Raw genomic sequence first — 22,253 nt, forward strand, 5'->3', positions numbered from 1 at the left:
TAAGATGCTCAAGTAACTGGATTGATAGAAGTATAGACAATTATTATATCTAACTAAATTTTAATAAAGTGACAAAGATTATGAATCTAATAAAAGTGAATTTGTGGCGTCGACTTGCCGCTGCTTTATATGACAGCTTCTTGTTGATGGCGTTGTATTTTGTTTTAGGTTGGATTGCTGTGTTGCTAAATGATGGCTTGGCCGTCGAAGGTCCTTGGATGTTTTGGATTTTATTGCTTGTTTCTTGGGCATTTTTTGTTAAGTTTTGGTGTCGTCCAGGGCAAACGTTGGGTATGCAAGTATGGAAAATAAAGGTGGTGGCAGAGGATGGTCGTGACCTGTCATTGCGTCAGGCCAGTGCACGTTTTGTGTTTTCTCTTGTGTCTTGGGCTGTTTTAGGAATGGGGTTTTTATGGTGTTTAATCGACAAAAATGCCTTGTCTTGGCATGACAAGCTGAGCGACACCAAGTTAATTTATATCGATCACAAGAAGAATAAATAAAGTTAACTTACTCTTCTCATCAATATAAGACCTATTAGAAAGCAAATTGAAATAGGTACAATCACACCTATCAAGGGTGAAAAACCAATGGCTAAGCTCATTTTACCAAATAGGCTGAGGCCATTTTGAAATACTAAGCCAATCATAACGCCTGAAAATATTCGACCTCCCATAGTTGAAGATCTAAGAGGCCCAAAAACAGTCGAAAGCGCGACGATAACCAGAGCAATTGAGGCTAACGGGCTTAGTGCTTTACTCCAAAATTCGAGTTTATATTGTGCACTATCAAGCCCTTGTTGAGCCAAGTAGGTCTGGTATTGACTGGACTGGCTTAAGGAGAGCGATTCGGGCTCTTGAGCCGCTAGGAATAAGTGTTCGGGCTTAAGTGATGTTTGCCATAAACGTGTTTGGTAGTGAGTTGTTTCAACAGAGTGCTCGAGAAAGCGAGTGGTGCTGGTGTTATTTAATTGCCATTGATTGTCTGAAATATGTTCCGCTGTATTTGCTTGGCTGATGTCAGACAGCTTTTTGCCATCAGGTGTGAATATTTGTAATCCATAGAGTGTGCCATTTTTATCCGCTGCGTTGATATAAATGAATTTACCTTCTGAGCGAATCCAAACCCCACCAGTCAGTGAAAACTGGTTGTCTTTTTGGTTTCTTAGTTTTTCAATAAGGTCGGCTTGCTGTTCAACTTCCGGTGCAATGTATTCCATTGTGATCATGCCAAAAGCAGAAATTAATAAAATAGGTTTAATCGCCGAATAGCCTATTCTCCATAAGGGGATGCCAGCGGCTCTTATAATAGTAAGTTCTGAGTTCGCCGCCATGGCGCCGAGCCCGACAAGTGTTCCAATTAATGAGGCGATGGGAATGTATTCTGTAAACTTGCCTGGTAAGCGAAAAACCAATACTTGTAAAAGGGAATTAATTGGAAATGAGTCGTTTACTTTTTTGACTTGGTCGATAAAGGTAAGTACGAAATCCATTCCAAGCAACACAAAGGTAACAATTAAAAAGGACCAGAAAACACTGAATCCAATGTGACGATCAAGCTTTTTCATGAATTTTGGCTCTGCTTTTTAAACGTAAATCCGATAAATCGTAATAGTAATACCATCGCGAAAATAAGAAAAATCCCATGAACCCACCAAAGTCCAAATTCTTGAGGGATCTTTTCTTTGTCGAGAGCGGTTCGGGCCCAAATGAGTATGCCTAAATATAAAATAACCAGAATAATGGCAGGTAAAATTTTGAAAAAACGGCCTTGTCTAGGGTTTACATGACTTAGCGCCGTGCCAATAATGGCAAGGATAGGGATCATCAATACAATTGAGATGCGCCATTGCATCTCCACATATTCATCCAGTTTGGTGCTTTTCCAAATGGCTGTGGTTGGACGTGTAACAAGGTCGGTGATTTCTTTTTGTTCCGAGTTCTCTAGTCGTACGGCATAAGTGTCGAATGTGGTGACTTTGTAGTTATTGGTTCCTGGTATGCCTTCGTATCGTGTCCCATCTTTGAAGATGAGGTAGTTATTTCCTCCCTCATCATCCATTTTTACTTGTTCTACATAAGAGGCCAGCGTTTGCACAGGGATGTCATTGTTTTTAATCTGTATGAAATCAGAAATAAAAACATCGTTCATCCAGCCCTCATTTGGTGTTAGGCTGGAAACGTAGGTTGTTTTTTGGCCTCTTCCTTGGAAGCGTCCGGGTTTTACAAAGTCAAACGCAGTTAATTGATTTTGCTGTTGATAGGCTTGTTCAACTTGGTATTCGCTGTAAGGCGCAATCCAGAATGAGAAAATGGCGTTGAGCGTCGTTACGATCAGGGCAATTCCAATAGTATAGCCAGTGAGTTTTAGCTTACTTATGCCACATGAAAATAAGATAGCCATTTCATTTTCAACATACAATCGCCCATAGGCTAAAAGTAGGGAAAGGAAAAAAGCGAGTGGCAAAATCATTTGTGCAAAGCTGGGTATATGGAACGCTAAAATAATGAAAAGAAATTCAAACGTCATTTTTCCTTCAGCGGCGTTGCCTAGATAGCTAACGAAGCGACCACTTATAATTATGAGCAGTAATATAAGGGAAACCGCGGCCGTTGATACGAGAACTTCTTTTGCCAAGTATCGGAATAATATCAAGAGTACCTCGTTTGTGTTGTGTGCGCTTTTCGTTGTTAACGAATGTTTAGAAAGTTGACAATAGATATAAAGTCCCCATTATCACGTGCTAGTATGGTGATTATCCAGTTTTTTTTGAAATTATAATTAGAGGGTTTATAAATGAACACGGCATTATTCGATCGTTTGTCAGCAGTTCAAGCCGATTTGCTTGTGGCCTTTGTTCCAAGTGACTCTGCATTACCAGATTCAACAAGTTGGTTGAATGAAAGCTTAGATGGCAGTATTGAACAGCTAAGAACATCAAAAGTGTTTTCTGGTAAATTAGCTGAAACTTTATTGTTGCCAGTAACGCATCAGGATTTTGCTCAACCGATTTTACTTGTTGGTGTGGGTAAAGAACGTGCGTTATCTGATGCGCAAGCGCGAAAAGTCATTGCGTCTGTCGCATCGCAAATAAAAAAATTACCCTATAAAAGTGTGGCTGTTGCCAGTGCTGAGTTAGTCGTAAAAAATCGCTCAGAAGTGAATGTGCTTACCTTGGTTGCTCAATGGATTAATGAGGGCTTCTATGAGTTTTTGGGCTTTAAAAAAGAACCTGAAGTAGCGCCTGACGTAGAAACAATTTTGCTGCAAGGCACCGATGAAGTGGCACTTAATATCGGCGTTGCAACGGCCAAAGGGTCACATTACGCTCGTCAGCTAGGCAATTTACCTGGCAACGTTTGTACGCCGAGTTACTTAGCGTCTCAAGCTCAGCAACTGGGTGAAGAATACAAATTCAGTGTTGATCTACTCGATGAAAACCGTATGGATGAATTAGGAATGCAATGTTTGCTTTCTGTTGGTCGTGGTAGTGATCAGCCTAGTTACTTAATTGTTATGGAATATAAGGGCGGAGAAGACGGTGATGCGCCTCATGTGTTGCTTGGTAAAGGTATTACCTTTGATACGGGTGGCATTTCGTTAAAACCTGGTGCCAAAATGGATGAAATGAAATACGACATGTGTGGTGCAGCCAGTGTATTTGGAACCATGAAAGCGATTTGTGAATTGCAACCTAAAATGAATATTACTGCTGTGGTTGCGGCGGCTGAAAATATGCCAAGTGGAAGAGCGACTAAGCCTGGTGATGTTGTGAGAACCATGTCTGGACAAACGGTAGAAATTTTAAATACAGATGCGGAAGGTCGTTTAGTGTTGTGTGATGCATTGACATACATAGAGCGTTTCGAGCCTAAGTCAGTGGTTGATATTGCCACATTGACTGGAGCTTGTGTAGTGGCTTTAGGTAGTGTTAATTCTGGAATGTACGCGAATAATGATTTGGTTGCCGCGGACCTTAAGACAGCAAGTACCACTTCTGCTGATAAATTATGGCAGATGCCGCTTGACGAAGAGTACCAGCAGCAGTTGGACAGTAACTTTGCTGATATCGCTAATATTGGCGGTCCTGAAGCGGGCTCTGTCACAGCGGCTTGTTTCTTGTCTCGTTTTACAAAAGCTTACCCTTGGGCTCACCTTGATATTGCCGGAACGGCTTGGTCTGGTGGTGCATCAAAAGGTGCTAGTGGTCGACCTGTTGCGTTATTGACTCAATACCTATTATCTAAAGAAAGTGCTTAATTCAAACCCAAGCTAAAACAGCTAAGTTGCATTTTTGTCATGATAGCAGAGGATTAAGCGTCGTATGGGTCTTAGTCCTCTGTTGAGCTTTTATAATACGTGATGTTTTTTAGAATTAGCCAAACGTTAGGTATTATCTTTTTGATTTTTAAAAATAATTTTTTCTTTTGATCTTTGATCAATCTATTTATCTGATCTCCTTCTCATATCATGGGTAGACTTTTGGCTCTTGCAATGAGAAAGTTATTTAATTGAATTCCTTAAAATCTTAACTAATTGCTAGGCGTTGTTATGTCTGATTTCCCTGAAGAACATGAACATACCGTTGTAGAACCTGATGAGAATGTCTTGATAGCGGCGTTGAGAAATCAAGATGATATTCCTATTCTAATGGATATAGTAGGCGACCATGTGTCTCTAAATATGAGTCAAGAGGGGCATCTTTCTGACACAATGCATCATGAACAATCCGACGATCAACACGCCACAACCGATTTTTTGAGTGAGGCTGATACGAAACCTATTGTTGTATCTGAAGTTGGGGTGGCTAGTTCCCTCCATTCCGAACGCATTCAAGCGGCCGTGCAGAAAGCAATGGAAAAATTCTTGCCAGATATCGTGCAAGAAGTTGTAAAAGAGTTGCAGGCTGACTCAAAAAAAATTGATACTATGTAATTCAGTCGATTTTTCTACCTCCCTTTTTGATGTGACTATTTGTTCTGCTTCTATGGCGGGCTATAATGCAAAAAATTCCTTTTTACGTGATGACGAGCTTTAAGAAACCATAATGGAAAAAACTTACCAACCTCAAACAATTGAACAGCCGATTTACCAAAAGTGGGAAGAGTCAGGGTATTTTTCTCCTCAAGGTGATGGGACTCCTTTCTCTATCATGATTCCGCCACCAAACGTTACGGGCAGTTTGCATATGGGGCATGCTTTTCAGCATACCTTAATGGATGCAATGATTCGTCGTGAACGTATGCTCGGTAAGCAAACTTTATGGCAGCCAGGTAGTGATCATGCCGGTATTGCGACTCAAATGGTGGTAGAGCGCCAGTTGTTAGCGGATGGTATTAAGCGCCATGACTTAGGCCGTGAGAAGTTTCTTGACAAAGTTTGGGAGTGGAAGGGGCAGTCTGGTGGCACAATTTCAGGACAGATGAGAGTGCTAGGTGACTCCGTTGCTTGGGAAAAAGAACGTTTTACCATGGACCCTGGTATGTCAGATGCGGTTCAAGAGGTGTTTGTACGTCTTTATGACGAAGGCATTATTTACCGTGGCCAAAGGTTGGTGAATTGGGATCCAAAGTTGCACACCGCCATTTCTGATCTGGAAGTATTGTCTGAAGAAGAAAATGGTTTTATGTGGCACTTCCGTTATCCACTGGCAGATGGTGCAAAAACGGCCGATGGCAAAGATTATATTGTCGTGGCGACAACTCGACCAGAGACTATGTTGGGTGATGCGGCTGTTGCGGTTGCACCTGATGATGAGCGTTATGCTGATTTAGTTGGTAAAGAGGTGTTGTTGCCATTAGTGGATCGCCGTATTCCAATTATTGCGGATAGCTATGTCGATAAAGAGTTTGGCACTGGTTGTGTGAAAATCACCCCTGCCCATGACTTTAATGATAATGAAGTCGGTAAACGTCACGACCTGCCATTAATTAATATCTTTAATGATGATGCCGCGATTAACGACATTGCGCCTGAAAAGTACCGTGGTTTAGATCGTTTTGACGCACGTAAAGTCATTGTGACTGATTTTGATGCGCTTGGCTTCTTAGAAAAAGTAGATGATCATAAACTCAAAGTGCCTCGCGGTGATCGTTCTGGTGTTGCGATTGAACCTTACCTAACGAATCAATGGTATGTCGCGGTTGAATCTTTGGCGAAACCCGCTATTGAAGCGGTTGAGAATGGCGATATTCAATTTGTACCCAAACAGTGGGAAAACACCTATTTTTCTTGGATGCGTGATTTACAAGATTGGTGTATTTCTCGTCAGTTATGGTGGGGGCATCGTATACCGGCTTGGTATGATGCGGAAGGTAAGTTCTATGTTGGGAACAGTGAAGAAGACGTTCGTGCTAAATACAACTTAGCGGCAGATCTTGAACTTAATCAAGATAATGATGTGCTTGATACTTGGTTCTCTTCAGCATTGTGGACGTTTGCAACTCAAGGTTGGCCAGAAGAAACTGAAGACTTCATGAAGTTTAGCGAGTCTGATGTATTGGTAACTGGTTTTGATATTATTTTCTTCTGGGTGGCCAGAATGATTATGATGACCTTGAAGTTTACCGATAAGGTTCCTTTTAAAACCGTTTACATCACTGGGCTCATTCGTGATGAAAAGGGACAAAAAATGTCGAAATCTAAAGGGAATGTTATTGATCCATTAGACTTGATTGGTGGGATTTCATTAGAGTCGTTGGTTGAAAAGCGTACTTCTGGAATGATGCAACCTGCTTTAGCTAAGAAAGTTGAAAAAGCCACAAGGGAAGCCTATCCCGATGGTATTCAGGCTTACGGTACCGATGCCTTACGTTTTACCTTGTGTTCTCTGGCGTCAGGTGGTCGTGACATCAAGTTCGACCTAAACCGTCTAGAAGGCTATCGCAATTTTTGTAATAAAATTTGGAATGCAACCCGTTATGTTCTGATGAATACAGAAGATCAGAATTGTGGACAAAATGGCGAAGACGTTACACTTTCTTTGGCGGATCAGTGGATTATTTCCCGTCTGCAGAGAACGGAGGAGGTGGTTAATCATGCTTTCGACACTCATCGTTATGATTTGGCATCACAAGCTTTATACGAGTTCATGTGGCATGAATATTGTGACTGGTATTTAGAATTATCTAAACCTGTTCTGTGGGATGAAAGTGCGACAAATGAACAGTTAACAGGGACTCGCCGTACTTTAGTTCGCGTTCTAGAAGCTTTCTTGCGTTTGGCGCACCCTATGATGCCATTTATTACAGAAGAAATTTGGCAGAAAATAGCGCCAATGGCGGGTATTGAAGGTGATACTATTATGCTTGCCAGCTACCCTCAAACCAACTCTGATAAGATAAATGAGCAGGCCGAAGCGGATGTTGAGTGGGTTAAAGGCGTTATTGAGGGTATTCGTAATATTCGCGGTGAAATGAACATTGCTCCGTCGAAGCCATTGACTGTATTAATGCGCAATGGTTCCAGCGAAGATCAGCGTCGTTTAGATTCTAATTTGGCATTTTTGCAAAAACTGGCTAAATTGGAATCCGTCACTTGGCTTGCTGAATCGGATAATGCGCCTATGTCTGCAACCGCTTTGGTTGGTGATATGGAAGTATTGGTTCCAATGGCAGGGTTAATTGATAAAGAAGCTGAATTAGCGCGTTTGCAGAAAGAAATTGACAAGTTTGAAAAGGATTTGCAGCGCATTATGGGGAAATTAAATAATGCTGGCTTTGTTGCTAAAGCGCCTGAGGCGGTAGTAGAGAAGGAAAAAGCAAAAGCGAATGACATTGAACTTGCGATGAATAAGTTACAGCAACAAAAAGAAAGTATTGAATCCTTATAGGGAATGAATATTACACAAAAGTCGGGAGCCTAGGCTCCCGTTTTTGTAGGCTAAAAATAAAAAAAAGAGGCAGCCACGAATGAATAAAAAAATTGGGAAAGTGAAATGGTTCAATAATACTAAAGGTGTTGGCTTTATTGCTCAAGCAGATGCTCCTGATGTGTTTGTGCATTATAAATCGATTTCAGTGGACGGGCATAAAATGCTCAGAAAAGGCCAGCAAGTGTTTTTTCAGTTGGTACAAACAGAGTTCGGATTGCAGGCGGCAGATGTTTCTTTGGTTGAACCCATTAATTAAGAAACGCTTGTCTCAGTTAAGCGGCAGGTTAGAAGTTTAGGTGGTGAAATTGTGGATCATGAGTACTGGATGGAACAGGCGTTATCTTTAGCGGATCGGGCTGAGTCAAAAAGTGAAATTCCTGTGGGAGCCATCGTTGTTTTAGATAATGAAATTATTGGACAAGGCTATAACGCCCCAATATCAAATGTTGATCCTACCGCACACGCTGAAATTCAAGCGATTCGTTCGGCTTGCAATAGAGTCGGTAATTATAGGCTACCAGGTAGTCGTCTTTATGTGACACTTGAGCCTTGTTCAATGTGTGCGGGTGCGATTGTTCACGCACGCATTGCTCAATTGATTTATGGCGCTGTTGAGCCTAAAAGTGGCGTTGTTTGCAGTCAGCATCAGTTTTTTTCTGAAGGTTTCTTAAATCATAAGGTGGACATTGTCGGGGGCGTGCTTGCAGAAAAAGCGTCAGAAAAATTGAGTGGTTTTTTTCAATATCGAAGAAAGCAAAAAAAAATGCTCAAGAAAATGGATTGATAGGATCATTTTTTGATTTTATCATCAATAATATTGACTCTTTGCTAGCCTCCCTTCACTGCCTTGTTTTAAAATACGGTCAAATTCCACCAAACTACTCATAGCGAGGCAATATACGGCATGCTAACTCTGCATGGTTCTTCCGCTCTTTCCGCATTTCAGAAGTCAAAAATCCTGTCAATGATGCAAAGCATTGTTCCAACAGTGATAGATGTTGATGCCCAATTCTTACATTTTGTAACGCTTGAAGATGGTCAGACCCTGTCTGAAGAAGAAAATGGTATTCTTGACCGCGCGTTAACTTATGGTGCGAAAACATCGAATGTAAAAGAATCGAGCTCACGCTTTTTAGTGATTCCTAGGTTAGGGACGATTTCCCCTTGGTCTTCTAAGGCAACGGATATTCTGCATAACTGTGGACTGTCTCAAATCGTAAGAGTTGAGCGTGGAGTGCAATATTTTATCCATAATCATTCTGAATTATCAGAACATGAGCTGTTGCAATTAGTGGATGTATGTCATGACCGTATGACTGAAAGTGTTTTGGCTAATGTGGAACAAGTCTCTCAAATATTCCATCAATCTACCCCTGCACCAATGACGCAAGTTGATGTGCTGAATGGTGGTAGAGTGGCGTTAGCCGATGCAAATATCTCTTTAGGTCTGGCTCTAGCCGAAGATGAAATTGATTATTTGGTGGAAGCGTTTACTCAATTAGGTCGTAACCCTAATGATGTTGAGTTAATGATGTTTGCTCAAGCAAACTCAGAGCATTGTCGTCATAAGATTTTTAACGCAAGTTGGACTATCGATGGGATAGATCAAGAGCGTTCTTTATTTAAAATGATCAAGAATACTCATGAACACAACCCAAAAGGCACATTATCGGCCTATAAAGATAACGCGGCTGTCATGGAAGGGCATATGGCAGGACGCTTTTACCCAGACTCTCAAACGAAAGAGTATGGGTTTCATCAGCAGGCAATTGATATCTTGATGAAAGTCGAAACGCATAATCATCCAACCGCTATAGCGCCGTTTTCTGGTGCTGCAACAGGATCGGGCGGTGAAATTCGAGATGAAGGTGCGACCGGTGTGGGTTCTAAACCAAAAGCGGGTTTGACTGGATACACAGTATCAGACCTTAAAATTCCTAATTTTGTTCAGCCTTGGGAAAGTCAATATGGTAAGCCAAATCGTATTGTATCACCTCTAGATATTATGATAGAGGGTCCTATTGGCGGCGCGGCATTCAACAACGAATTTGGTCGACCAAACATATTAGGTTATTTCCGTACTTACGAGGAAAAGATAGCCGGGCCATCGGGTGAGGAAGTACGTGGTTATCATAAACCTATTATGTTGGCAGGAGGTTTAGGTAATATTCGCCGAGATCATGTTGAAAAAGGCGAAATTCCGGTAGGCGCTAAGCTGATTGTCTTGGGTGGCCCTGCAATGCTAATTGGACTGGGTGGTAGTGCCGCGTCTTCTATGGCCTCTTCAGACGGCAATGAAGACTTGGATTTTGCGTCGGTTCAACGTGGTAACCCAGAAATGGAAAGACGTTGTCAGGAAGTAATTGACCGTTGTTGGCAGTTAGGTGAAAACAACCCAATTAGCTTTATTCATGATGTGGGTGCGGGTGGTTTGTCGAATGCTTTGCCGGAGTTAGTCAAAGATGGTGAGCGCGGTGGTAAGTTTGATTTAAGACGTGTGCTTAATGATGAACGTGGTATGTCACCGTTGGAAATCTGGTGTAATGAATCTCAAGAGCGTTATGTAATGGCGGTTCCGCCTGCTCGGTTGGCTGAATTTACGGCGTTGTGTGAACGCGAGCGTTGTCCATTTGCTGTCGTTGGTGAAGCGACAGAAGAAATGCACTTGTCTGTAGAGGATACGATTTTTGCCAATCAGCCTGTTGATTTGCCTATGTCAATTCTGTTCGGAAAACCACCAAAAATGCACCGCGATGCCTCTAAAGAAGACAGTGCTGGTGATGATTTTGATGGGACTCAAGTCAACCTAGTTGATGCGGTTAAGCGGGTTTTATCTTTGCCGACTGTCGCAAGTAAGAACTTCTTAATTACGATTGGTGATCGTTCTATTACCGGCATGATCGCAAGAGATCAGATGGTTGGTCCATGGCAAGTGCCTGTTGCTGATGTTGCCGTTACGACATCTTCATTAGACAGTTATACAGGTGAATCAATGTCGATGGGTGAGCGTACACCTTTGGCTATATTGGACGCTCCTGCATCTGGTCGTATGGCGGTGGGTGAGTCACTAACAAACTTGGCCGCCTCTCTTGTTACTAAGCGCAGTGCCATCAAACTGTCTGCAAACTGGATGGCCGCCGCTGGACACCCAGGTGAAGATGAAAAATTATACCAAACAGTAAAAGCGGTTGGTATGGAGTTCTGTCCTGCTTTAGATATTGCCATCCCTGTTGGTAAAGATTCCATGTCAATGAAAACAGTGTGGGAAGAAGGAAATGAAACTAAAAGTGTTACGTCACCATTGTCTTTGGTGATCACCGCTTTCGCACCGGTTTCAGACGTACGAAAAACGCTCACTCCTGAATTATCTAATGATCAAGATAGCAGTTTGATATTGCTTGATTTGGGTGAGGGACAAAATCGTTTAGGTGGTTCTGTTCTTGCTCAAGTGTATAACAAAATTGGTCGAACTGTACCTGATGTTGATAAACCAGACTTGTTGGCGGCCTTTTTTGATTCCATTCAAGCGCTTAATTCAGAAGGCAAGTTGCTTGCTTATCATGACCGTTCTGATGGCGGTTTATTGGCGACACTGACAGAGATGTCATTTGCAAGTCATCTTGGTTTAAATGTTGAACTTGATGCTGTTGTTGCGAATAAAGGTGAGATGACGGCCGCTTTGTTCAACGAAGAGTTAGGTGCTGTGATCCAAGTTCGTAATTCTGATAAAGAAAGTGTACTCAATTATCTAAATGAAAAGGGTGTGCAGGCTTCTACGATAGCAACGCTTAATGGAACGGATCAAATACAAGTGAGTTATTTGGGTAAGGTTGTTTTTGAAGACAGTCGAACTCATTTGCAGCGTATATGGTCAGAGACAAGTTTCCGGGTACAAGCTATGCGTGACAACCCAGATTGTGCACAACAAGAATTTGATGCTTTATTAGATGAAAAAGATCCTGGTCTTCATAGTCGTTTAACCTTTGATATCAATGAAGATATCTCATTACAAGTGCAGGATTATACTGATAAACCTAAAATTGCCGTTTTACGTGAACAAGGTGTGAATGGTCATGTTGAAATGGCAGCGGCTTTCCATAAAGCGGGTTTTGCACCTTTTGATGTGCATATGAGTGATATTCTTTCAGGTCGTGTCAGTCTTGAAGGGTTTAAAGGCCTGGTTGCTTGTGGTGGTTTCTCATATGGTGATGTTTTAGGTGCGGGTGAGGGGTGGGCCAAATCCATTCTATTTAATAGAGTCGCTCGAGAGCAATTCTCTGCATTTTTTGCTAGAAAAGAGACATTCGCTCTTGGTGTTTGTAATGGTTGTCAAATGTTGTCAAACCTAAGAGAGTTGATTCCAGGTACTGATCATTGGCCTAAGTTTGTACGTAATGAGTCATCTCAGTTTGAAGCGCGTTTAGTCCAAGTAGAAGTCCAAGCGTCAAATTCTATTCTATTTAAGGGGATGGAAGGTTCTTCTATGCCAATCGTTGTGGCCCATGGTGAAGGCTTGACAGAATATAGGGATTCCTCTGATTACGCTTCTCTTGTAGAAAACGCCCAAGTTGCTTTGAAATATGTGGATAATTATGGTCGAGCGACAGAGCAATACCCATTTAACCCAAATGGTTCGGCGCATGGTGTTACAGGGCTTACCTCTGAGGATGGTAGAGTAACTATTATGATGCCGCATCCAGAGCGTGTATATCGAACGGTTCAACACAGTTGGCACCCAGCTGACTGGCAAGAGCAAGCGCCTTGGTTGCGATTATTCCATAATGCGCGCCGCTGGTTAGGTTAAGGAGGCGTTTAAAGGTCCTATGCAAAGTGAGATTGCATAGGGCCTTTTACTTTTTATATGATTTTTTTGGAAAAAAGTTAAAAATCACTTGCCAAAGAAAAAGAAAGAGGTATTATACGCATCCACTGAGACGGACGGTGCTTCACAACATCGAAGCAAACTAAATAGTCTCAACGCTCTTTAAAATAGTTAATCAGATAATTTGTGTGGGCGCTCGCTGGAGACTTCGAAAAATTTGAAGTCTTACGAGAGTCCAAACACTTTCAATTCGTTCTTGTTTGTTTGATTTATCAAATAAACATTTAAGTTTAGTTAGAGTTAAATTTGAGTAAGCAAGCTGATTTATCAGCACAAGATCTTAAACTGAAGAGTTTGATCATGGCTCAGATTGAACGCTGGCGGCAGGCTTAACACATGCAAGTCGAGCGGAAACGATGTAGCTTGCTACAGGCGTCGAGCGGCGGACGGGTGAGTAACGCGTAGGAATCTGCCTAGTAGTGGGGGACAACATGTGGAAACGCATGCTAATACCGCATAAGCCCTACGGGGGAAAGGAGGGGATCTTCGGACCTTTCGCTATTAGATGAGCCTGCGTGAGATTAGCTTGTTGGTGAGGTAAAGGCTCACCAAGGCGACGATCTCTAGCTGGTCTGAGAGGATGACCAGCCACACTGGGACTGAGACACGGCCCAGACTCCTACGGGAGGCAGCAGTGGGGAATATTGGACAATGGGCGCAAGCCTGATCCAGCCATGCCGCGTGTGTGAAGAAGGCCTTAGGGTTGTAAAGCACTTTCAGAGGGGAGGAAAGGTTGTTGATTAATACTCAATAGCTGTGACGTTACCCTCAGAAGAAGCACCGGCTAACTCTGTGCCAGCAGCCGCGGTAATACAGAGGGTGCAAGCGTTAATCGGAATTACTGGGCGTAAAGCGCGCGTAGGTGGTTTGTTAAGTCGGATGTGAAAGCCCAGGGCTCAACCTTGGAATGGCACCCGATACTGGCAGGCTAGAGTACGATAGAGGAGTGTGGAATTTCCTGTGTAGCGGTGAAATGCGTAGATATAGGAAGGAACATCAGTGGCGAAGGCGACACTCTGGATTGATACTGACACTGAGGTGCGAAAGCGTGGGGAGCAAACAGGATTAGATACCCTGGTAGTCCACGCCGTAAACGATGTCTACTAGCCGTTGGGTTGTAATGACTTAGTGGCGAAGCTAACGCAATAAGTAGACCGCCTGGGGAGTACGGCCGCAAGGTTAAAACTCAAATGAATTGACGGGGGCCCGCACAAGCGGTGGAGCATGTGGTTTAATTCGACGCAACGCGAAGAACCTTACCTACTCTTGACATCCAGAGAATTCGCTAGAGATAGCTTAGTGCCTTCGGGAACTCTGAGACAGGTGCTGCATGGCTGTCGTCAGCTCGTGTTGTGAAATGTTGGGTTAAGTCCCGTAACGAGCGCAACCCTTATCCTTATTTGCCAGCACTTCGGGTGGGAACTTTAAGGAGACTGCCGGTGACAAACCGGAGGAAGGTGGGGACGACGTCAAGTCATCATGGCCCTTACGAGTAGGGCTACACACGTGCTACAATGGCGCATACAGAGGGCGGCGAACTTGCGAAAGTAAGCGAATCCCACAAAGTGCGTCGTAGTCCGGATTGGAGTCTGCAACTCGACTCCATGAAGTCGGAATCGCTAGTAATCGTGAATCAGAATGTCACGGTGAATACGTTCCCGGGCCTTGTACACACCGCCCGTCACACCATGGGAGTTGATTGCTCCAGAAGTAGCTAGCTTAACCTTTCGAGGAGGGCGGTTACCACGGAGTGGTCAATGACTGGGGTGAAGTCGTAACAAGGTAGCCCTAGGGGAACCTGGGGCTGGATCACCTCCTTAAACGATACGAAGCTCTGGTGAGCGTTCACACAAATTATCTGATGACTACTTTATAGCGGCAATTGTACTAGGATAGAGTTCTAAGCAAGGTGTTGATGAAAGTGATTGTGTGATGACCTGTCATCATATTGTTTGTCTTATTCATAAATGTCTGACTTAGTGCTTTGCACTAAACTTGCTCTTTAACAATGTAACTTTTTGAAATAGACGATAATCAAGCGTCAAACCGGTGGAAAGCATCTTTCTCTTTATTGAGAATAACCTGGATGACTTTCTAAAATCGTAAAATCCAGTGATGACACAAAAGCATCGTTGGTATGTGATCTGAGTGTTGTTTTGATACTGGCTCTTCTTTAAGAAGCGTTAGGTATCAAAAAACTACTTTGGGTTATATGGTCAAGTGACCAAGCGTGCACGGTGGATGCCTTGGCAGTCAGAGGCGATGAAGGACGTGGTAATCTGCGATAAGGTTCGGGGAGTTGATAAACAAACTTTGATCCGAACATTTCCGAATGGGGAAACCCACCCGCTTGCGGGTATCATTAACTGAATACATAGGTTAATGAGGCGAACTCGGGGAACTGAAACATCTAAGTACCCGAAGGAAAAGAAATCAACCGAGATTCCCTAAGTAGCGGCGAGCGAAAGGGGATTAGCCCTTAAGTTGATTTGGTGTTAGTAGAACAAGCTGGAAAGCTTGGCCGTAGAGAGTGAAAGCCTCGTATACGAAAACGCCTTATCAATGAAATCGAGTAGGACGGGACACGTGGTATCCTGTCTGAATATGGGGGGACCATCCTCCAAGGCTAAATACTCCTGACTGACCGATAGTGTACCAGTACCGTGAGGGAAAGGCGAAAAGAACCCCGGCGAGGGGAGTGAAATAGAACCTGAAACCGTGTACGTACAAGCAGTGGGAGCGGACTTAGTTCCGTGACTGCGTACCTTTTGTATAATGGGTCAACGACTTATTTTCAGTAGCAAGGTTAACCATTTAGGGGAGCCGTAGGGAAACCGAGTCTTAATAGGGCGTTTAGTTGCTGGGAATAGACCCGAAACCGGGCGATCTATCCATGAGCAGGTTGAAGGTTGGGTAACACTAACTGGAGGACCGAACCCACGTACGTTGAAAAGTCCGGGGATGACTTGTGGATAGGAGTGAAAGGCTAATCAAGCTCGGAGATAGCTGGTTCTCCTCGAAAGCTATTTAGGTAGCGCCTCGTATCTCACCATTGGGGGTAGAGCACTGTTTGGGCTAGGGGTCATCCCGACTTACCAACCCCATGCAAACTCCGAATACCGATGAGTGCAATTACGGGAGACACACGGCGGGTGCTAACGTCCGTCGTGGAAAGGGAAACAACCCAGACCGTCAGCTAAGGTCCCAAAGTTACAGTTAAGTGGGAAACGATGTGGGAAGGCTTAGACAGCTAGGAGGTTGGCTTAGAAGCAGCCATCCTTTAAAGAAAGCGTAATAGCTCACTAGTCGAGTCGGCCTGCGCGGAAGATATAACGGGGCTAAAACTGTACACCGAAGCTACGGATGCAAGATTTATCTTGCATGGTAGAGGAGCGTTCTGTAAGCCGTTGAAGGTCAAGCTGTAAGGCAGGCTGGAGGTATCAGAAGTGCGAATGTTGACATGAGTAACGATAAGGGGAGTGAAAAACTCCCCCGCCGGAAGACCAAGGTTTCCTGTCCCATGCTAATCAGGGCAGGGTGAGTCGGCCCCTAAGGCGAGGCAGAAATGCGTAGTCGATGGGAAACAGGTTAATATTCCTGTACTTATGTATATTGCGATGGAGAGACGGAGAAGGCTAGGCTAGCACGGCGATGGTTGTCCGTGTTTAAGGTAGTAGGTTGAAGGCTTAGGTAAATCCGGGCTTTCTTAAGACCGAGAGCTGATGACGAGTCCTCTTTTGGACGAAGTAGTTGATGCCATGCTTCCAGGAAAAACTTCTAAGCTTCAGATATACATGAACCGTACCCCAAACCGACACAGGTGGTCAGGTAGAGAATACCAAGGCGCTTGAGAGAACTCGGGTGAAGGAACTAGGCAAAATGGCACCGTAACTTCGGGAGAAGGTGCGCCGGTTAGTGTGAAGGATTTACTCCGTAAGCATTGACCGGTCGAAGATACCAGGTGGCTGCGACTGTTTATTAAAAACACAGCACTCTGCAAACACGAAAGTGGACGTATAGGGTGTGACGCCTGCCCGGTGCTGGAAGGTTAATTGATGGGGTTAGCGTAAGCGAAGCTCTTGATCGAAGCCCCAGTAAACGGCGGCCGTAACTATAACGGTCCTAAGGTAGCGAAATTCCTTGTCGGGTAAGTTCCGACCTGCACGAATGGCGTAACGATGGCCACACTGTCTCCACCCGAGACTCAGTGAAATTGAAATCGCAGTGAAGATGCTGTGTATCCGCGGCTAGACGGAAAGACCCCGTGAACCTTTACTATAGCTTCACAGTGAACTTTGAACCTACTTGTGTAGGATAGGTGGGAGGCTTTGAAACTAGGACGCCAGTTCTAGTGGAGCCAAACTTGAAATACCACCCTGGTATGTTTGAGGTTCTAACTCAGGTCCCTTATCGGGATCGAGGACACTGTGTGGTGGGTAGTTTGACTGGGGCGGTCTCCTCCCAAAGAGTAACGGAGGAGCACGAAGGTGTGCTCAGCATGGTCGGAAATCATGCGAAGAGTGTAAAGGCAAAAGCGCGCTTAACTGCGAGACAGACACGTCGAGCAGGTACGAAAGTAGGTCTTAGTGATCCGGTGGTTCTGTATGGAAGGGCCATCGCTCAACGGATAAAAGGTACTCCGGGGATAACAGGCTGATACCGCCCAAGAGTTCACATCGACGGCGGTGTTTGGCACCTCGATGTCGGCTCATCACATCCTGGGGCTGAAGCCGGTCCCAAGGGTATGGCTGTTCGCCATTTAAAGTGGTACGCGAGCTGGGTTTAGAACGTCGTGAGACAGTTCGGTCCCTATCTGCCGTGGACGTTTGAGATTTGAGAGGAGCTGCTCCTAGTACGAGAGGACCGGAGTGGACGAACCTCTGGTGTTCCGGTTGTCACGCCAGTGGCATTGCCGGGTAGCTATGTTCGGACGGGATAACCGCTGAAAGCATCTAAGCGGGAAGCCTCCCTCAAGATGAGATCTCACTGGGACATAAGTCCCCTAAAGAGCCGTTGAAGACTACGACGTTGATAGGTTGGGTGTGTAAGTGCTGTGAGGCATTGAGCTAACCAATACTAATTGCTCGTGAGGCTTGACCATATAACACCAAAGTGGTTTTAAGTGATAAAGAGAGACTGAGAAAACTCGAAGAGAGAAGGGTCAAACGGCATCATGAAAAGATCATAGAGACACAGATTACGACGCGCATCAGCGATGATGTGGCTGGTTTGATACTTGGTTATCGCTATTTCAAAAAAGCATTGTTAAAGATTCAAGCACGTACTGGCGTGTTGTGAGTGAACAAGCTGGATTAAGCCTAAGGGCTTAACACAGGCACTCAGAACGAACGCAACCGGTTTGCTTGACGATCATAGAGACGTTGAACCACCTGATCCCATCCCGAACTCAGAAGTGAAAAGCGTCATCGCCAATGGTAGTGTGGCATTCGCCATGTGAGAGTAGGTCGTCGTCAAGTTTCAATTAGAAAGCCCTGATGGCTCACGCCGTCAGGGTTTTTTTTCGTCTGTAGATCGGGATTTAAGCTGACAATAGGGTATAGGGACATCTTGGGGTCGTATGTGGTGCCGTCCCATAAAGAGTGTCTTCTTTCGATAACTTTACTTTTTTTATCCGTTAATTAAACTTTTGGCTTTTTGATAGGCGACTTACCGGATATTGATAAGTCGTGCGGTTGATATCAATAGTCACTTTGCTTAAATACTCAATCGGCCTAGATGAATGCGAGCCTATATTTTTACGACTTTTGGAAGGCTGTGATAAGCGTTTAGAGCTTGGTTACAAAAATGACTGTCTAAATAAAGGTGTTTATCTTGATACTCCTGGAAATAATCTTGAATATGCTCATGATTATGTAAGAAGTCATTGTGCGGTATGCTTTTAAGTGACTTTCTCCATTCATCTTTTATCGATTCAGCAGGCTCAGGGAGAGTGGACATGACACTTTTTGAAGCGGTAAATTTACTTTGCATTGCTAGCTGTAGGAGGTCTAGCCCTGCATAACCTAATTTACTTCGTCCTTTTTTATCAATATATACCAAAGGTAGAAATGGGGCCAATGCAGGAAAAATCGTATTTTGATAAAACTCAACCTCCCAATAAGAGGCCGCAACTTTTATAAATTGCTCAAAGCTTGAAAGTGGGCCAAAATTAGCGTCTTTTAACGGTAAAATTTCGACTCTCGGTTTATTTGGGTTAACGGTGTCGTTGGAAACATCGATGTATAAATCCCCTAGAATCATAGCATTTTGAAAATACTCATCTCTTAGAGAGCCCCATTGTTTTTGCAATGGTATGCCCTTTGTTAATTGCTCTTTTATAAGTAATAGGCCGGGCAGTTGTGTTTGAGGAAGGCACTCTTTAAGTAAGGAGAACACCTTATCCCGAATTTCTTTACAGCGGCCTAAAGGATAGAGCTTCCCTTCAAAGTGAGGGTGTTTCGGAAGCAGCTCTAAGTCTGCAATTTGACGTAAATGGGCAAGATCGTTAATGATTAGTTCTATTTGACTCGACGATAAATCTGTCGAGCCTATTTTATTTTCAGTATGCATGTGTGTTTTCTTGTATGTTAGAGAGGCGGAAGTATAAAATTATGAGCCTCTCTACATTTTAATTATGGATCAATAGGATAAACAGGTATCAACTTCGTTTGCTGCACCTAGAATGACGGCGACGCGCTGATGTATACCCGTTGGTTGGATATCCAAAATACGTTGTGTATGGGTATAAGCTTTACCACCAGATTGCTCTAATAGCATAGCCATTGGATTTGCTTCGTACATTAGACGTAACTTACCTGGCTTTGCAGGGTCTTTCTTATCCCATGGATAAATGAAAATACCGCCACGACATAAAATTCTATGGACGTCTCCAACCATGGCCGCAACCCATCGCATATTGAAGTTTTTTTGTCTTGGGCCTTCCTTCCCTGAGATAAGGTCAAGCGCATATTTTTGCATCTTGTCAGACCAAAAGCGTTGATTTGACATATTTAGAGCAAACTCCTGAGTGTCTTTTGCGACAGTTACTTTTTCATGAGTGAGTATGAATTCTGATTTATTCACATCTAGAGTATACATAGCCACACCATTTCCGGTCGTGAATACCAGCATAGTTGAAGGGCCATATAAAACATAGCCTGCGGCAACTTGCTCGTTACCCGGGATTAAAAAGTCATTCTCAGTGGCCGGTTGGTCACCTTTTCGTGAGTAAATGGAAAAAATGGTGCCTACCATCGCATTAATATCAATATTAGATGATCCATCTAACGGATCGAAGGCAATCAGATACTCTCCATCCGTGTGAGCTGGAACTATGTCATCCTCTTCTTCGGAAGCGATGGCGCGAACTTCTGGTAGAGCGAGAAGAGCACTTTTAAGCATATCGTTTGAAATGACATCGAGCTTTTTCTGCTCTTCACCTTGAACGTTTTCATTACCGGCCATTCCTAGAATGCCCGCTAAAGAGCCTTTCTTCAAAGTTGAAGAAATCTCAATGCAAGTTTGAGTCGTTACGGTTAAAACATTCTGTAAAGAGGTTGGAATTGAGCTGGCTGAAAGAACAGTAGATAAGCTTTGCATAGAAAGAGAATTCCTTTGGGCTCTGATTATAAATTAGAGGAAAATTATGCCAGTTACTCAGGCAAGTGTCAGTAAAGAGTCTCATTAATAGGTGAAGAAATAAAGTTATCGTTTAAACGAGTGAGTAAGGTATGCTCTTTGTTATTTTAATTGGGGTAAAATCGAAATTATGAGTCACTTTTTACATATAGTAGAGCTTGATGGCATCGGGGGAATGAAAGAATTGTCCTATGAAGAATTGCCAAAAAGTGTCCCTAAGGAAGGCCGTCTATGGGTTCACTTAGATCGAGGTATGGAGTCTGCGCAACCTTGGCTTGCTTCGTTAGAAGACTTGCCTTCTTCAGTTGTAGACGCGCTTTTTGCAGAAGAAACACGTCCACGGGTAGATCATATTGGAGATGGATTATTATTGACTCTTAGAGGCGTTAACTTAAACCCTAATTCGTCACCTACCGATATGGTTTCTTTGCGTATATGGGTGACGCCTCACTTTATTATTACAATGAGGCGGCGTCGTTTATTGTCCATACAAGATATATTTTCTGAATTGAAACAGGGTACTGGACCTCTATCTACTTCAGATATCCTTACTCGGTTAACCAAAACACTTACTGTTCGTATGTCTGGAACCATTGATACTTTAGAAGATAAGCTCATGGATTTAGAGGAAAGTATGGGCGAAGGCATAGAGCTTAGCCAAAGGGCATTGTTAGTTGAGAAACGTTTGGAAACGGTACGCTTAAGGCGTTTTCTGATTCCTCAAAAAGAAGCCATTGCCAAGCTTTCAGTAGATCACTCAGGGTTATTTACTGAAGAACAGTTAGTCGATATTCGAGAAACGGTAAATGATTTAACACGGTATCTTGAATCACTAGAGTCTCTAAGAGAGCGTTCATTATTTATGCAAGAAGAGTTTGTTAATCTGCAGTCAGAGCGCATGAACGCCCGAATGTATGTACTTTCGCTTTTGTCGGGAATTTTTCTGCCATTATCCTTTTTAACCGGATTATTTGGAATCAATATTGGAGGGATGCCGGGTGTCGATAATGGTATGTCGTTTTGGTATTTTTGTATTGCTCTAGTAGTATTGGGAGGGGTTCAATATCTTATGATGAAGAAAAGCCGTTGGTTTTGACGGCTTTTCAGTGACCCCAAGATTATTTGGCTTTCAAGGTTTTTACGCCATCTTGTGTTGCCAGTAGCAGTACATCAGCAGAACGAGCGGCAAATAGACCATTAGTAACCACACCAACGATAGCGTTAATTGCGGTTTCTAGCTCGACAGGGTTAACAATGCTCATATTGTAGACATCTAAAATATGATTGCCATTATCTGTCACTACACCTTCTCGGTATACAGGGTCTCCTCCAAGCTTGACTAACTCTCTTGCGACATAACTACGAGCCATTGGGATCACTTCAACTGGAAGAGGGAAATCACCAAGTACATCAACCAGTTTAGATTGATCTGCAATACAGATAAATTCATCACTGCACGCGGTAACAATTTTTTCACGTGTAAGTGCCGCACCACCCCCTTTTATAAGGTGTAAAAAGTGATTGCTTTCATCGGCGCCATCAATATAAACCGCAATCTTATTAACGGAGTTTAGATCGTAAACAGTAACACCATGCTTTTTAAGGCGTTCGGCGGATGTTTCAGAGCTGGCAACGGTACCTTCGAATAGCTGTTTATGTTTAGCCAATTCGTCAATAAAAAGGTTCGCTGTTGAGCCTGTACCAACACCAACGATGGTGTCTTTTTCAAGCTTTGGCAATATGTATTCAACCGCCGCTTTCGCAACGGCAAGCTTTAGTTCATCTTGTGTCATAGTCATAAGAGGTGAAACCTTTTTGTGGCCAGTGTAGGGAGCACATTATAGACCTTGCGACCATCTT

General features: G+C 43.5%; 13 protein-coding genes and 3 rRNA genes. 11 read left to right on the forward strand and 5 right to left on the reverse strand.

Going from position 1 to position 22,253, the window contains the following annotated elements; all coding sequences use genetic code 11:
• Window positions 1-80: 80 nt before the first annotated feature.
• On the forward strand, window positions 81-503 hold the full coding sequence (locus tag IEZ33_RS02425; RefSeq protein ID WP_191602149.1) for an RDD family protein: 423 nt from the start codon (window positions 81-83) through the stop codon (window positions 501-503).
• Between the two features lie 2 nt (window positions 504-505).
• Here IEZ33_RS02425 and lptG read toward each other — a convergent pair whose 3' ends face one another.
• Window positions 506-1,567 carry an LPS export ABC transporter permease LptG gene (lptG, locus tag IEZ33_RS02430; protein WP_191602150.1) on the reverse strand — a complete coding sequence of 354 codons (1,062 nt, stop codon included), beginning with the start codon at window positions 1,565-1,567 and terminating at the stop codon, window positions 506-508.
• Window positions 1,564-2,655, reverse strand: a complete 1,092-nt coding sequence (gene lptF, locus IEZ33_RS02435; RefSeq protein WP_191602151.1) for an LPS export ABC transporter permease LptF — start codon at window positions 2,653-2,655, stop codon at window positions 1,564-1,566. Before lptF ends, lptG begins: the two co-directional genes overlap by 4 nt.
• 141 nt (window positions 2,656-2,796) lie before the next feature.
• Between lptF and IEZ33_RS02440 the strand changes: the two genes are divergently transcribed.
• The 9 genes from IEZ33_RS02440 to rrf all read left to right on the forward strand — a co-directional run bounded on the left by IEZ33_RS02440 (window position 2,797) and on the right by rrf (window position 18,232).
• Complete coding sequence (locus IEZ33_RS02440; protein WP_191602152.1) at window positions 2,797-4,260, forward strand: leucyl aminopeptidase; 1,464 nt, start codon at window positions 2,797-2,799, stop codon at window positions 4,258-4,260.
• 291 nt (window positions 4,261-4,551) lie between these two features.
• Window positions 4,552-4,935: a hypothetical protein gene (locus tag IEZ33_RS02445; RefSeq protein WP_191602153.1), complete on the forward strand. Its 384-nt coding sequence runs from the start codon at window positions 4,552-4,554 to the stop codon at window positions 4,933-4,935.
• Window positions 4,936-5,047: 112 nt separating this feature from the next.
• Window positions 5,048-7,831 (forward strand): valine--tRNA ligase, encoded by a 2,784-nt coding sequence (locus tag IEZ33_RS02450; RefSeq protein ID WP_191602154.1) that lies wholly within the window; start codon window positions 5,048-5,050, stop codon window positions 7,829-7,831.
• 79 nt (window positions 7,832-7,910) lie between these two features.
• A complete protein-coding gene (locus IEZ33_RS02455; RefSeq protein ID WP_191602155.1) occupies window positions 7,911-8,129 on the forward strand; it encodes a cold-shock protein in 219 nt (72 codons plus the stop codon).
• 48 nt (window positions 8,130-8,177) lie between these two features.
• The gene (gene tadA / locus IEZ33_RS02460; protein WP_191603502.1) at window positions 8,178-8,657 is read left to right on the forward strand and encodes a tRNA adenosine(34) deaminase TadA; all 480 of its coding nucleotides are present in this window, start codon (window positions 8,178-8,180) and stop codon (window positions 8,655-8,657) included.
• 120 nt (window positions 8,658-8,777) lie between these two features.
• Window positions 8,778-12,677 carry a phosphoribosylformylglycinamidine synthase gene (purL, locus tag IEZ33_RS02465; protein WP_191602156.1) on the forward strand — a complete coding sequence of 1,300 codons (3,900 nt, stop codon included), beginning with the start codon at window positions 8,778-8,780 and terminating at the stop codon, window positions 12,675-12,677.
• Between the two features lie 360 nt (window positions 12,678-13,037).
• Window positions 13,038-14,575, forward strand: a 16S ribosomal RNA gene (locus IEZ33_RS02470).
• A 394-nt stretch (window positions 14,576-14,969) separates the two neighbouring features.
• A 23S ribosomal RNA gene (locus tag IEZ33_RS02475) occupies window positions 14,970-17,856 on the forward strand.
• A 261-nt stretch (window positions 17,857-18,117) separates the two neighbouring features.
• Window positions 18,118-18,232 (forward strand): 5S ribosomal RNA (gene rrf, locus IEZ33_RS02480).
• Together the 16S, 23S and 5S rRNA genes form the textbook arrangement of a ribosomal RNA operon.
• Window positions 18,233-18,503: 271 nt before the next feature.
• Here rrf and IEZ33_RS02485 read toward each other — a convergent pair.
• Window positions 18,504-19,325: a hypothetical protein gene (locus IEZ33_RS02485; RefSeq protein WP_191602157.1), complete on the reverse strand. Its 822-nt coding sequence runs from the start codon at window positions 19,323-19,325 to the stop codon at window positions 18,504-18,506.
• 69 nt (window positions 19,326-19,394) lie between these two features.
• Window positions 19,395-20,354, reverse strand: coding sequence for a class 1 fructose-bisphosphatase (locus IEZ33_RS02490; RefSeq protein ID WP_191602158.1), 960 nt, complete (start codon window positions 20,352-20,354; stop codon window positions 19,395-19,397).
• A 169-nt stretch (window positions 20,355-20,523) separates the two neighbouring features.
• Between IEZ33_RS02490 and IEZ33_RS02495 the strand changes: the two genes are divergently transcribed.
• Window positions 20,524-21,489: a zinc transporter ZntB gene (locus IEZ33_RS02495; protein WP_191602159.1), complete on the forward strand. Its 966-nt coding sequence runs from the start codon at window positions 20,524-20,526 to the stop codon at window positions 21,487-21,489.
• Between the two features lie 22 nt (window positions 21,490-21,511).
• Here the strand turns inward: IEZ33_RS02495 and rpiA are convergent, their stop codons facing one another.
• Complete coding sequence (gene rpiA, locus IEZ33_RS02500; RefSeq protein WP_191603503.1) at window positions 21,512-22,186, reverse strand: ribose-5-phosphate isomerase RpiA; 675 nt, start codon at window positions 22,184-22,186, stop codon at window positions 21,512-21,514.
• Window positions 22,187-22,253: the final 67 nt, after the last annotated feature.

Origin of the sequence: Marinomonas algicola (assembly GCF_014805825.1) — a bacterium.
Taxonomy (GTDB): Bacteria; Pseudomonadota; Gammaproteobacteria; order Pseudomonadales; family Marinomonadaceae; genus Marinomonas; species Marinomonas algicola.

Excerpts from the sequence above, each read along its gene's own strand:
- IEZ33_RS02440 (WP_191602152.1), top strand. The coding sequence starts at position 2,797 with ATGAACACGGCATTATTCGATCGTTTGTCAGCAGTTCAAGCCGATTTG.
- purL (WP_191602156.1), top strand. The coding sequence starts at position 8,778 with ATGCTAACTCTGCATGGTTCTTCCGCTCTTTCCGCATTTCAGAAGTCA.
- IEZ33_RS02455 (WP_191602155.1), top strand. The coding sequence starts at position 7,911 with ATGAATAAAAAAATTGGGAAAGTGAAATGGTTCAATAATACTAAAGGT.
- rpiA (WP_191603503.1), bottom strand. The coding sequence starts at position 22,186 with ATGACACAAGATGAACTAAAGCTTGCCGTTGCGAAAGCGGCGGTTGAA.
- IEZ33_RS02490 (WP_191602158.1), bottom strand. The coding sequence starts at position 20,354 with ATGCAAAGCTTATCTACTGTTCTTTCAGCCAGCTCAATTCCAACCTCT.
- IEZ33_RS02425 (WP_191602149.1), top strand. The coding sequence starts at position 81 with ATGAATCTAATAAAAGTGAATTTGTGGCGTCGACTTGCCGCTGCTTTA.
- lptG (WP_191602150.1), bottom strand. The coding sequence starts at position 1,567 with ATGAAAAAGCTTGATCGTCACATTGGATTCAGTGTTTTCTGGTCCTTT.
- IEZ33_RS02495 (WP_191602159.1), top strand. The coding sequence starts at position 20,524 with ATGAGTCACTTTTTACATATAGTAGAGCTTGATGGCATCGGGGGAATG.
- IEZ33_RS02450 (WP_191602154.1), top strand. The coding sequence starts at position 5,048 with ATGGAAAAAACTTACCAACCTCAAACAATTGAACAGCCGATTTACCAA.
- IEZ33_RS02485 (WP_191602157.1), bottom strand. The coding sequence starts at position 19,325 with ATGCATACTGAAAATAAAATAGGCTCGACAGATTTATCGTCGAGTCAA.
- IEZ33_RS02445 (WP_191602153.1), top strand. The coding sequence starts at position 4,552 with ATGTCTGATTTCCCTGAAGAACATGAACATACCGTTGTAGAACCTGAT.